The 12,707-nt window shown below is 44.3% G+C and carries 12 protein-coding genes; 7 read left to right on the top strand and 5 right to left on the bottom strand.

Features of this window, described 5'->3' with window-relative positions; genetic code table 11:
* Positions 1 to 5 precede the first annotated feature (5 nt).
* The 7 genes from thyX to KOLE_RS00115 are packed head-to-tail and all read left to right on the top strand — an operon-like array spanning position 6 to position 6,179.
* Positions 6 to 698 (top strand): FAD-dependent thymidylate synthase, encoded by a 693-nt coding sequence (gene thyX / locus KOLE_RS00145; RefSeq protein ID WP_012744545.1) that lies wholly within the window; start codon positions 6 to 8, stop codon positions 696 to 698.
* Entirely contained in the window at positions 695 to 1,060 is a 366-nt protein-coding gene (locus KOLE_RS00140; protein WP_012744544.1) for a hypothetical protein, read from the top strand. The genes thyX and KOLE_RS00140 overlap by 4 nt, the downstream gene beginning before the upstream one ends.
* A complete protein-coding gene (locus KOLE_RS00135; protein ID WP_012744543.1) occupies positions 1,057 to 2,013 on the top strand; it encodes a CBS domain-containing protein in 957 nt (318 codons plus the stop codon). The genes KOLE_RS00140 and KOLE_RS00135 overlap by 4 nt, the downstream gene beginning before the upstream one ends.
* Positions 2,014 to 2,052: 39 nt before the next feature.
* Entirely contained in the window at positions 2,053 to 2,385 is a 333-nt protein-coding gene (locus KOLE_RS00130; RefSeq protein ID WP_012744542.1) for a hypothetical protein, read from the top strand.
* Positions 2,382 to 3,125, top strand: a complete 744-nt coding sequence (locus tag KOLE_RS00125) for a PHP domain-containing protein (RefSeq protein ID WP_012744541.1) — start codon at positions 2,382 to 2,384, stop codon at positions 3,123 to 3,125. Before KOLE_RS00130 ends, KOLE_RS00125 begins: the two co-directional genes overlap by 4 nt.
* On the top strand, positions 3,116 to 3,664 hold the full coding sequence (locus KOLE_RS00120; RefSeq protein ID WP_041288596.1) for an ATP-binding protein: 549 nt from the start codon (positions 3,116 to 3,118) through the stop codon (positions 3,662 to 3,664). The genes KOLE_RS00125 and KOLE_RS00120 overlap by 10 nt, the downstream gene beginning before the upstream one ends.
* Before the next feature lie 4 nt (positions 3,665 to 3,668).
* Positions 3,669 to 6,179 (top strand): BamA/OMP85 family outer membrane protein, encoded by a 2,511-nt coding sequence (locus KOLE_RS00115; RefSeq protein ID WP_012744539.1) that lies wholly within the window; start codon positions 3,669 to 3,671, stop codon positions 6,177 to 6,179.
* A 59-nt stretch (positions 6,180 to 6,238) separates the two neighbouring features.
* Here the strand turns inward: KOLE_RS00115 and KOLE_RS00110 are convergent, their stop codons facing one another.
* The 5 genes from KOLE_RS00110 to metG are packed head-to-tail and all read right to left on the bottom strand — an operon-like array spanning position 6,239 to position 12,700.
* Positions 6,239 to 7,204: a histone deacetylase family protein gene (locus KOLE_RS00110; RefSeq protein ID WP_012744538.1), complete on the bottom strand. Its 966-nt coding sequence runs from the start codon at positions 7,202 to 7,204 to the stop codon at positions 6,239 to 6,241.
* Positions 7,201 to 7,656: a ribose 5-phosphate isomerase B gene (gene rpiB / locus KOLE_RS00105; RefSeq protein ID WP_012744537.1), complete on the bottom strand. Its 456-nt coding sequence runs from the start codon at positions 7,654 to 7,656 to the stop codon at positions 7,201 to 7,203. The genes KOLE_RS00110 and rpiB overlap by 4 nt, the downstream gene beginning before the upstream one ends.
* A 23-nt stretch (positions 7,657 to 7,679) precedes the next feature.
* Entirely contained in the window at positions 7,680 to 8,306 is a 627-nt protein-coding gene (lexA, locus tag KOLE_RS00100; protein WP_012744536.1) for a transcriptional repressor LexA, read from the bottom strand.
* Positions 8,307 to 8,325: 19 nt separating this feature from the next.
* Positions 8,326 to 10,764, bottom strand: coding sequence for a DNA gyrase subunit A (gyrA, locus tag KOLE_RS00095; protein WP_012744535.1), 2,439 nt, complete (start codon positions 10,762 to 10,764; stop codon positions 8,326 to 8,328).
* A 16-nt stretch (positions 10,765 to 10,780) separates the two neighbouring features.
* Positions 10,781 to 12,700 (bottom strand): methionine--tRNA ligase, encoded by a 1,920-nt coding sequence (gene metG / locus KOLE_RS00090; protein WP_012744534.1) that lies wholly within the window; start codon positions 12,698 to 12,700, stop codon positions 10,781 to 10,783.
* Positions 12,701 to 12,707: the final 7 nt, after the last annotated feature.

Below are 12,707 nucleotides of genomic sequence, written 5' to 3'. Positions count from 1 at the left end.
ATTCCATGGAGATAAAGGTACTTGAAAAGGGTTTTATCAGACTTGTAGAGGTAATGGGGGATGACTTTTCTGCTGTTCAGGCTGCGAGAGTCAGTTATGGGAAAGGATTAACAACCCCCGAACGTGATAAAAAACTGATTTTTTATCTCATGGAGCACGGACACCACTCTCCTTTTGAACATATCATCTTTAAGTTTCACATAAAACTGCCCATCTTTGTGATGCGCCAGCTGGTGAGGCATCGAATTGCTTCGATAAATGAGCGTAGCGGAAGATATACTGAATTCAGCGATGAGTGGTACATCCCCGAAAGGATCAGAACACCCGATAAAGTCAATCGGCAGGGGTCAGTGTTTGTCGATGATGACGATCTGAATTCAGAGGGGATAAGACTTATTGAAGAAACCATCGAAAAAACTTATCAGGCTTACAAAAGGCTTTTGGAAATGGGTGTGGCACGGGAACTCGCCAGAATCGTGTTGCCAACATCGATGTACACCGAGTGTTACTGGACAATAAACGCGAGGAGCATGATGAATTTTTTGAATCTGAGAGCGGATTCCCATGCTCAGTATGAAATGCAGCAATATGCTCTCGCAGTTGCAAAGATATTCAAAAGTAAATGTCCGGTTACCTATGAAGCCTTCCTTAATTTTGCGTATACCGGCGATCTTTTGAAAACGGAGGGATGCTTATGACTCTTGAGGAAATTTGCAAGTTTTTGGGCTGCGAAATTCTGAATGATACCGGGGATTTAGATAAACGGCAGATCGAATACATAGGAGCTGCTGATCTAATGAGTGATGTGCTTGCCTTCGGTACCCCTAATATGCTACTGGTAACCGGCCTCAACTCTCCACAGTGTGTTAGGACTGCCTCGGTTGTGGGTGCAGCCGGCGTACTGATTGTTAGAAAAAGGGAGGTGCCAGAATCCACCGTCAATCTTGCAAAGGATCTGGAAATCCCTCTATTGCACGCACGGATTTCAATGTACAAGGCATGTGGAAAACTCTATGACCTCAACCTCAAAGATGCGTTAGAGGAAGTGAATGGGTTTTGAGCGACGAAGGCGTTGATAAACTAATTGAAAAACTCAGAAAGTTTTTTTCGCATATCAAAGCTGGCGAAATAATGACCAAGAACATAATCACAATGACTCCAGAAAGAACCCTCTGGCAAGCCAAAGAATTGATGAAGCTCCGAAAAATCTCCGGCATCCCTATTGTAAATCGCGACAATAAGCTCCTGGGAATCGTGAGTATTGAGGATATCATTGTTGCTCTTGAGAAGGATCACATCAGGGACAAAATAGGGGAGCACATGACAAAAGACGTGATCGTTCTCAAACCAGATGAAGAACTTGAATCGATACTGCAAAAATTCGACAGGTATCGTTATGGGCGTTTTCCCGTTGTCGATGAATCCGGGAAACTCGTGGGTTTAGTAACCAAAAAGGATATAATCAGCGCGATCCTTGAACGATTCAGGATCATATACGTTCATGACGAGCGTAGAAGCAGAGTATTGGAAAATACTAATAAATGGTTTGAACGCTCGTTAATTACAGGCGATTACGTCGAAAAAAAGAAAGCGGATTTCTTCTTTGCGATAAATTACACCGACGTGGACCTTGCAGGAATGGGAGCTGCAAGATTGAAACGCTTCTTAATGGGAAAGATAAAAGATGAGAATCTTGTGCGCAAGGTATCGATTGCCACCTATGAGGCTGAGGTCAATGTGGTCATTCACAGTGGAAGCGACGGCTTCATCTACTGCTGGATAGACGATGATGCCATCAGGGTGCGAGTTGAAGATCACGGCAAAGGTATTGAAAATATTGAAATGGCCATGAAGGAAGGATATTCCACCGCCACTGATCATGTCAGGGAATTAGGATTTGGAGCTGGAATGGGACTCCCAAATATGAAGCGCTATTCTGATAAGATGGTGGTCATGTCAGAAGTGGGAAAAGGAGTCGTTGTAGAAATGATATTTTACATGAACAAAAAATAATCGCTATTATCGGTTTGATTTAGAGGGGAGGGGTCTTCTTTGCTTTTGAGAGAGATTATTGATAAATGCAATCTTAAAGTGATTGAAGCCGAAAACCTTGATGTGGAAATCTCCAATGGTTATGTAGGTGATCTTCTGAGTGATGTTATGGGGAACGCGCCAGGTGATTCCATCTGGTTAACGGTACAATCTCATATGAATATCGTAGCTGTAGCTTCCATTGTGGGGGTCAAAGCCATCGTATTGTGTAACGGGTTGACATACGAAGATGAAACCATAGAGAAAGCAAAAGAAAACGCTATAGCGCTCCTGTCCTCCAGCGAAAACTCTTTTAAGACCTGCATGAAACTTTTTGAAGCAGGTCTGAGGTGATAGGTTTGGGGCTTAAGAAATTTTCCTGTGATTTTCACGTACATACGTGCCTTTCGCCCTGTGCGGATATCACCATGACACCCAGGGCGGTTGCTAAGGTTTTAACGGAGAAGGGCATAGATTGGATAGCCGTAACCGATCACAATTCCGCCGGTAATGTTCGGACCTTTATGAAGGCCCTTACTCTTCAAGGGATCAAGGTGATACCCGGTATAGAGGTTCATACCGCCGAAGACGTACATCTTCTTGCATATTTTCCGGATGCTGAAACCGCTGAAGATTATTCCAGCTGGTTGTATGATAAGATTCCTGACATATCCATTGATCCAGAAAAATTTGGGTATCAGCTTTTTGTAAATGAGAATGATGAATTCATTGGAATGGAAGAAAAATGGCTTGGCCAACCGGCGAATGTGAAGATCCATGAAGCTATTCAGGAAATACTTAAAAGGAAGGGCATCTTTGCTTTTGCGCACGCTGAGAGAAGAATGGGTATTTTGTATCAACTTGGATTCATTCCACCTGTGGCGAATCCGGTTCTGGTAGAAGTTGCTTTTAAAAAGACCCTTCATGAGTTCCCTTCGAATGTAGCAATAAATTGTTTACATTCCTCGGACGCCCATTCTTTGAACATGTTGAAGCCTTCCATGGTCGTAGAATGTGAGCGTCGAACGTTTGAGGCCTTCAAGAAAAGCTTATTGATAGATTATGAAGCGAGGGTGAGAATAAATTGGGTTTGAGAACCATAGCAGATCATATACTGGATATCTGCCAAAACGCGGTTGATGCGGGTGCTTCACAGATTAAGTTGTCGATAGAAGAAATACCCGGGGAGCGCTTTTCGTTTGTGGTTGAAGACAATGGAAAGGGAATTCCAGAGGAAAAGTTAAAAGAAATTCTCGATCCTTTCTATACTGAAAAGAAAAAGAAAGTGAAATTCGGTTTGGGTCTTCCTATGCTCAAGTTTGCTTCGGAATCTACCGGAGGAAGTTTTTCTATTCAATCCAAACCGGGTGTGGGCACAAAAGTGAGCGCAACATTCAATCTGTCAAATATAGACTGTCAGCCTGTGGGAGATTTAGCGTCCGCGATCTTTTCAGCGATAACGATGGAGGCCGGTGTTAATTGGCAAATAGTACGGGTAAAGGGGCAAAATGGATACAGTCTCACCACTGAAGAACTAAAAAAAATTCTCGGTGATGATTTCTACTCCAATCCTATGAAGATGAAAAAAATAATGGAACTTTTAAATATGATGGAAAATTCATTGGGAGGTTAAGAAGATGAGGAAAGTTTCGGTTCTTTTATTGAGTTTTTTGATCTTTTCAGTCATTGTGATGTCTGGAATTGTGGTCAAGAAAATCGAGATTACAGGGAACACCATTCTCAAGGATTCCGAGATAAGAGAACTGTTGGGAATAAAACTGAGAACGGAGATTGACCGCGAAACGCTCGAAGCTTCCCTGGGGTCTCTTACCGATTCCGGTTATTTCAAAAACGTGGATTTTTCTTTTGATGAGGCCTCTGGCCTTCTTAGCATAACCGTCGAGGAATTTCCCGGTGCTGATGTTGAGATAACCTTCGTTGGTCCAAAAATCGCAGACAAAGACACGTTGCTGGCTTCAGGAGTGACGATAGAAGATGGAAAACCTTTAAATCCAACACGTATTATTTACGAGATTCCGAGATCCGTTGAGGGCCTAACCGAAACTCTGAAATCTCTTGGATACCCTGAAGCGTTTTTTGATATCGAATGGGATACGGAACCGGATAAGAAAGATATTATGCGCGGGAATGTTGAAGACCATATAAAGATTATTTTCAAGATCAAGCCTTATTATCTCTGGGATGTAGAAATCGAAGCACCTTTATCTGAAAGGGCACTGGAAGAACTCAAGAACACCGCGAAGCTTAAAACTTTCAAGAGTTATTACGAAGCTCCCGGGATAATCAGACTGTTTATGAAGGAGAGTTCTTATGTTCCTAAAGCAAGCGATATAGCTTCCGCTGTGCGTTCGATTTTCAGTACTTACTATGTTAATCCCGAAGGGTCCTGGGGATTAGAAAAGGTCTATCGGGCGCTGGCTTTCGCATACAGCAATGCCTTAAAAACCGCAAGAGAGGTGGAGCTACCTGAAGGCGTAGAAGGCCAGGCAAAAATCATCACTCTTTCATTCAAGCCCGCTTCGTACATTGCCAGACCGATGGAAGTCAAAACGATCTTTTTCACCGGAAATGAGCACGTTTCAAGCCTCACACTTTTAAATGCTGTGGGCATCAGGGAAGGAGAGGTAATAGATTCTGAGAAAATAGCAAAGGCGCTTCAGGCAATCCAGGAAGTTTATTCAAAAGAGGGCTATCCCTTTACAAAACAACAGGTGAGAATTGATGAGAATCTTGGATCCCTGACTTTTGAGATAACAGAGTTGAAGGTAGGAAATATAAATGTCGAATACGTGGGTGAGCACAAGACCAGAGATTACCTGATCCAGGACAAGATCGTGCTCAAAAAAGGTGAGGTACTAAGCTTAAAAGATTACCAGAACACATATGCATTTCTCAATTCCACGGGATATTTCGACTCTGTTGTTATAAATCCAATTCCTTCAGATGGTGAGACGCTCGACGTCAAAATTGTTCTTGATGAAAAGGATAAAAACGGAAAGATAATGGGTGGCGGAGGTTGGCAGGATGGCCTCATGCTTAACCTGGACGTCGGGTTCCTGAACCCCTTTGGGTACGGTCAGGATATTTCTCTAAAGGCGAACGTGAACTTTCCCGTTGGTGGAAGCAAAACAACGATAAGCACAGATGAAACCACCGGGGCGACTATTACTGAAACCAGTTCACCAACGTACGACCTATCATTTTCATATATCGTTCCAAAAATTTTCGCCTCGAATTGGGATGTTGGTTTGAGCATGAAGCTTCGTTCCACAGGAAAGAGCACTGAAGAAGCCACCGAAACGGCACCAGATACAATTGAAGCAACCATTACGGAAGAAAGAGAATATCGTATTGATTTAGCATTGGCTCCAACTTACAACCTGTCCGCAGCTGAAAAAATCAGAACAAGTGCGGGATTTGAGTATATAAATATTTATACAGAAACCGCTACGGAATTGAGAACCGCTACTTCAACTGAAGTTGCAACCAGTCAGACGGCAAACACATTCTACGGTCTTTATACCTCTCTTTCCTACAGTTACAGTACCCGGGATGATCTTCTGAGACCGAAAAACGGAACAGAATTCTCTGCAAGGCTGTACGCCCGGGGAATCTTTGGCAATGAACCTTTTGCAGGAGTAATGTTTGAATTCAAAAAGTTCATCGATCTGGGACCTTTACCGATAGCCAAAGGATTGGGGAATCCGGTCCTTGGTTTTAGAGCGCGAACAGATCAATTGTTCCCCTTTAATGAATATAACAAGGTCTTTGAAACTTATCTGCTTTCACCCGGTACCTATCTTAGAGTGAAAAACGGTGGTTTGGTGGTGGGAAATGATGTTTATGGTGTGACAGCAGCTTCTCTGCAGTTGAGAGTTCCCCTCGTTGAAATCCGTGGAAGCATGCCTCTCGATTTTGTTCTTTTTGGAGATCTTGTTTACTATCGTGAAGGTGCCAACATTGCTGATCTGATTGGAAATAAGACTATCTGGGATGCAGGTGTAAGCCTTGAAATAAGTCTACCCATGATAGGGCTGTTCAGAGTGGGTTGGGGCTGGAATTCGGTGTACGGAGAAAGCACAGATTATTCCGGAACCTTCTTCTTCGGAATAGGACCGGTCTTTTGATCGGAGCCAATCGACAACAAAAAAGGGGCTTTCAAGCCCCTTTTTTCTATTGTTGCCTGTTATAGCAAACCCGCAAAGAAATTTCTTGAAGCTCGCATGTTCGCGTCCGGATTGTATCCGCCTTCTTGAATCAGCACGATCGAAAAGTCGAGATCTTTCAAAGCTTTTCCTATTAAATAGTAATCCTTGTCTTCAAGAGAGAAATGGCCTACCGGATCTTCCTTGTGTGTATCAAAACCCAGAGAAACAATCAGAAGATCCGGGTCAAAGTTCTCTATTTCTGCCAGGGCCTTCTCAAGGGTTCTCAAATAATCGGTTCCTGTCGTTTCACCAGGCAAAGGAAAGTTGAAATTGTATCCGACACCGTCTTCTTCGCCTATCTCCCAGTCATAACCGCTTATCCATGGATAGAATTTTTCCGGATCGCCGTGCAGTGATACGTAAAGAACCGTGCTGTCGGCGTAGAAAATCTCCTGTGTTCCGTTGCCATGATGAAAGTCGAGATCCAGTATGGCAACGTAACCGTGGGTATATTTCTGGAAGTACCTTGCTGCTATTGCGGCATTGTTGAAATAACAGTACCCACCCGCCTGGGAGCTGGAAGCATGGTGACCGGGTGGGCGGCAGAGAGCATATACGATTGTCTCACCCGTAAGGATTTCATCCACAGCATTCAAACTTGCAGAAACTGCATTCAATGCAGCAAAAAAAGAATTTCTTGTTATTGGTGTTCCTGTATCGAAAACCTTATCGTATCCAAAAACCTCTGGAAAGTACTCCTCTCCTGGCTCGACTCCTTCTGACCTTTTCTTCAGCCAGTGAACGTAATCATGATCGTGTACGAGATAAAGATAAGAGCTATAGTAGTCTCTTGGTTCGTTGAAAGAAAAGCCAAAGTGTCTCTCAAGGCTTTCTCTTATCGCTTCGATACGATCCGGTTTATCGGCATTTTCTACCCACTTTCCGTTGTCCATCTCTTTTTTTGGAATGTGCAGGAGATGACGACGATCATAAAAAATCTTCAATCAGACCGCCTCCGTAGATCCGGTAGATCATCGATCTTTCTTATTCTGCGTTCGTGGCGACCACCCTCGAACCCGGTTTCAAAGAACACCTCTACGATTCTCCTGGCAAGTTCAACACCGATTAATCTTCCACTTAATACGAGAACGTTCGCATCATTATGTTTTCTTGTCATTCTTGCCATTTCGGGATAAAGACATAGCGCTGCCCTTACCCCTTTATAACGATTAGCAGCTATGGACATTCCGAGCCCTGTTCCACAAATAAGGATTCCGCGCTCTGCTGTTCCTTCAGTAACCGCCTCTGCGACCTTCGCGGCATAATCGGGATAATCTACCGACTCTTCAGAATATGTGCCGTAGTCAGTAATTTCATATCCTGCTGAGCTTAAAAAATCTATGAGTTCTTTTTTCATAGCGAATCCCGCGTGATCTGAAGCAATAGCCACCTTCACAATCATCACCTCGAAATCCTAATCTATTTATACCATCTCAATAGTCCAACCAGCTTCCCCTGGATTTTTACCCTGTCAGCTTCCAGAACAATGGGAAGCATTTCGGGGTTCGAAGGAACAAGGCGAACCTTCGGCCCTTCGTGTTCAAAGCGTTTCAAAGTAGCATTCTCACCGTCAATAAGAGCAACGACAATGTCTCCATTGTTTGCCCATTCCTGCTTCCTGATAACAACGTAGTCCCCGTTGAGTATATGGGATTCGATCATGCTGTTTCCGGTAACTTTAAGAACGTAGTATTCGAATCCACGTCTTACCATCCACATGGGAACCGGAATGCTTTCATCGCGATTCTCGATAGCACGAATAGCCTCGCCTGCTGCGATGACCCCAACTACCGGTAACATGACCACATCGTTTTCAAGGGTTACCGAACCTCCAGACGCATCACGAATCACACGAATTCCCCGGGAAACACCCGTTCTTTCAATATAGCCCTTCTTTTCCAGGGCTTCCAGGTGCTTCGCAGCTCCTCGGGGAGATGAGATATTGAAATCTCTGCATATATCCCTGATGCTTGGCGGATAACCATTGAGTTTTATGAACTTTTCTATGTATTCCAGAATTTCCCTCTGGCGTTCTGTCAGGTTCACGGATAACCCACCTCCTGAACTATACTTCCGCCTGGTCAACAACAACGGCGAGACTCGCCACCGTATCGTCATCACGAAGCTCCACAACCTTAACTCCCTTTGTTACTCTTCCCGTCGGCCTTATATCAGCAGCCGGGATTCTTATGGACATACCGTTTTTGGTTATAACTATGATTTCGTCTTCATTGGTTACCACAAGAGAACCCACAACATATCCTGTTCTTTCGAGACCGTAGATATTCTTCACACCCATGCCAGCACGGTGCTGGGGTCTGTATTCACTGAGAGGCGTTCGTTTTCCTACGCCTCTTTCTGTAGCTGTGAAAAGATAGCGTTCATCAACCGGGAGTACTATCGTAGCGGAGACGACCTCATCATCACCACGAAGGGCCATCGCTTTGACACCGGCTGCTGTACGTCCCATGGGTCTGATCTGCGAAATCGGGAACCTTATAACCATTCCTTTGCGTGTGGAGATAATTATGGTTTCTTCTTCCGAAGTGCTGATGCCAGCATCAACGACACTATCACCTTCGTTGAGTGTTATAGCCTTTATACCGGATGTTCGCGAGTTGATAAAGGCTTCAAAGGGGGTACGCTTTATTTTGCCCTTTCTGGTCGTAATTATTAGATGCTTGTTTGCGACTTCTTCGCGTTTTACGGATAGAACCGCTTGCACGGTTTCGTCGGGTTCGATTTTCACGTAATTGGCCAGGAGTTTGCCTCTGGAACTGCGTGAAGTACATTCGAGCTCATAGTTGTTTATAAAGTAAGCTTTACCCTTGGATGTGATAACAACGGTTTTACTGAGACGGGTCGTACTTACCACGTTTGTGACGAAGTCAGCATCGGTGGTTTTGACACCCCTTATACCTTTTCCGCCTCTACCCTGCTTGCGGTAGTCCTCAAGCGGTGTCGCTTTTATATAACCTTTTTTGGTGACGGTGACGACCACTTCATCATCCGGGATAACATCTTCGACGTTAAAATCGGTGTTCCCATCTATACTTATTTTTGTTCTGCGAGCATCGCCGTACTGGGCCTCAAGTTCCTGAAGCTCTTTTTTGATGATCTGGTATATGTTTTTATCGTCGGAGAGAATCTCTCTGTACTCTTTTATTTTTTCTACCAGCTCAGCATATTCAGTAACGAGTTTATCGATCTCCAGAGCGGTTAGTTTTCCGAGTCTCATCTCGAGTATTGCCTGGCTCTGCTCCGGAGTTATCTCAAGTGTCTCCTGCAAATTTACGGAAGCTTCCTGGATGTTCTTTGAATTTCTGATGATATCAACGACTGTATCGATGGCTCTTGAAGCTTTCGTCAGACCTTCGAGAATATGGGCCTTCTTAGAAGCTTGTTCAAGTTCATACTCTGTGCGCCTCTTTACAACCTCATATCGATGTTTGATGAAGGCCTGGAATATCTCCTTGAGGTTCATCAATTTCGGGCGCTTTTTCTCATCTATCACCAGCATGTGTGCGCCAAAGGTTGTTTGAAGCTGTGTGTGTTTATAAAGAAGGTTCAAAACAACGTTAGGATCGGCGCCTCGTTTCAACTCGATAACCACTCGAAGCCCTCGTTTGTCTGATTCATCTCTGACATTTCTTACCTGGATATCCCGTACATTCTGAGCTACATTTGCTATCTGCTGGATCAAGTCGGCCTTTGATACGCCGTAAGGTATCTCGCTTATTACGATCCTGGTGCCACCCTTTGCTTCTTCAATCTCCGCGACCCCACGAACTACCATTCTGCCGCGACCGGTTTCATACATCTTTTTGATGCCGTCACGGCCCATAATAATACCGCCGGTAGGAAAGTCAGGGCCTTTCACATACTCCATCAACTCTTCGATGGTGGCATCTGGGTTGTCTATAAGCGCTGTTAGAGCTTCAACAAGTTCGGAGAGATTGTGGGGTGGAATGTTGGTCATCATTCCAACAGCGATACCTGAAGCACCGTTCATCAGCAGGTTGGGAGCTTTAGCCGGAAGAACCTCTGGCTCTATAAGAGAACCATCGAAGTTTGGAATCATCTTCACTGTATTCTTATCAATGTCTGCGAGCAATTCTTCGGCCAATCGTTGCATACGGGCTTCGGTATAACGCATTGCCGCGGGTGGGTCACGGTCTATAGAACCAAAATTTCCCTGCCCTTGAATTAAGGGATAACGCATAGAAAAGGGTTGAGCCATCCTCACAAGGGCATCGTAGATCGCCATGTCACCATGAGGATGGAATTTACCCATTACCTCACCAACGATTCTTGCGCTCTTTTTGTAAGATTGGTTATGACGGAGGCCGAGCTCCAGCATACCAAAAAGGATCTTTCTTTGAACCGGTTTCAAACCGTCTCTTACATCGGGAATAGCACGCCCGACAATAACGCTCATGGAATAGAGCATATAAGAAGTTATCATTTCATCGTTTATTGATCTCGATATTATTTCCTCGGGCAAAGTAGTGCCTCCTCTCTCAAGAAACTTTTGCGCCTGGTTTTATATCCCTGTGAACGGTCAATACTGTTAAAGAGTCTTCGATTTTTGCTGCCAAGAGCATGCCCTGAGATTCGATGCCCATAAGCTTTGCAGGTTTCAAGTTGGTTACAACCACAATCTTGAGCCCAATTAGCTCTTCAGGATTATAATGCCGGGCGATTCCGGCAACAATCTGGCGCTCGCCAAGCTCGCCAAGATTTATTTTGAGTTTTATTAATTTTCGTGACTTCTCCACCTTTTCAGCTTCCAGGATTTCGCCGACACGAAGTTCCACCTTAGCAAAATCACTTATCTCTATAAGGTTATCTTCTTTTCCTTCCACAGACGCTTCTGCTTTTTTCTCTTCCAGCATTTTACTCACCCACCTGTGCTTTTTAACATCTATTCTCGGGAACAAAGGTTCACCGTGCTTAACGCCTACTCCGTTCTTTGTTAATCCCAATTTCAAGTGCGTAAAGTCTAGTTCCACTGCCTGTCCTATCCTCTCTCTGATTGCTTTTGCGGTATTTGGCATAACAGGCTCAATCATCAGCGAAACTATTCGAAGTGTATCTACAAGATTGTAAAGAACCGTGTTCAGTCTTTCAGCCTTCTCTGGGTCTTTCCCCAGTTTCCATGGTTCTGTAAGATCGATATACTTATTTCCAAATCTGGCGAACCTCCAGATTGCATCCAGTGAAGGGGTGAATCTGAGATTATCCATGTGATCTATGTATTCCGCTATAACCTCCTCTGCCAGCCCGTAAAGCTGGTTGTCTACGTCTTCAACAACGCCCTTTTTAGGAACAATGCCGTTGTTGAATTTCTCGATCATGGCAACCGTTCTGTGCAGAAGGTTCCCAAGATCATTGGCCAGGTCAGCATTTATTCTGTGTACCAGATTTTCCTCCGAAAAATCTCCGTCTCTGCCAAACTGTATGTCCCTTAAAAGATAGTATCGAACGGCATCGTTTCCATAGGCTTTTACGAATTCCCTTGGGTCTATGGCGTTACCAAGGGATTTGGATATCTTCTGGCCATTTACCGTCAACCAGCCGTGCGCATAGATCTGTTTTGGCAAAGGAAGCCCGACAGACATCAGCATTGCAGGCCATATTAGCGAATGAAAGCGATTTATTTCTTTTCCAATGATATGTACATCAGCCGGCCAATATCTATGGAATGTCTCGGGGTCATCTATATATCCGATAGCGCTTATGTAATTTATCAAAGCATCAACCCAAACGTATATAACATGTTCAGGGTCGTTCGGCATTGGAACTCCCCACTTGAAAGAGGTGCGGGTAATGCTCAGATCCCTGAGGCCATTTTCGAGTATTCTCAACATTTCGTTTCTTCGAAAATCAGGTTGTACAAATTCCGGGTGCTCCTGAAAGTGTTTGAGCAAAGCGTCGTTATATTTTGAAAGCCTGAAGAAGTAATTTTCCTCGCTCACCCATTTGACCTCTCTGCCGCAGGACGGGCAAACTCTTTCTTTTCCGATGTCCTCTTCCGTCCAGAATGTTTCACAGGGGACACAGTACCATCCTTCGTACTTCCCTTTGTAAACATCGCCATTCTCAAGCATCTTTTTCACAAAGAGCTGGACGGTTTTCATGTGGCGTTCATCTGTGGTCCTGACGAAATAATCGTTGGTAATCTGCAGCTCTTTCCAGAGAACCTTAAATTTTTCAGCGAGTTGATCGCTGTAGGTTTGCGGATCAAGGTTTTCTTCTTTCGCAGCTTGTAGAACCTTTTGACCATGCTCATCGGTTCCGGTTAGAAAAAACACATCGTATCCGCTCAGCCGCTTGTATCGCGCCACAATATCGGCAACGATTGTGGTATATGCAGAACCTATATGGGGTTCAGAATTTATGTAATAAATCGGTGTGGTAACATAAAACTTCGGCTTCATAGTACAC

It is taken from the genome of Kosmotoga olearia TBF 19.5.1 (genome assembly GCF_000023325.1).
GTDB lineage: Bacteria > Thermotogota > Thermotogae > Petrotogales > Kosmotogaceae > Kosmotoga > Kosmotoga olearia.
The sequence above is the reverse complement of the archived record's forward strand: the minus strand, read 5'-3'. Positions and strand labels throughout refer to the sequence as shown.

Bases quoted from the DNA above. Each gene is read 5' to 3' on its own strand.
- thyX (WP_012744545.1), top strand. From the start codon at position 6: ATGGAGATAAAGGTACTTGAAAAGGGTTTTATCAGACTTGTAGAGGTA.
- KOLE_RS00140 (WP_012744544.1), top strand. From the start codon at position 695: ATGACTCTTGAGGAAATTTGCAAGTTTTTGGGCTGCGAAATTCTGAAT.
- KOLE_RS00115 (WP_012744539.1), top strand. From the start codon at position 3,669: ATGAGGAAAGTTTCGGTTCTTTTATTGAGTTTTTTGATCTTTTCAGTC.
- metG (WP_012744534.1), bottom strand. From the start codon at position 12,700: ATGAAGCCGAAGTTTTATGTTACCACACCGATTTATTACATAAATTCT.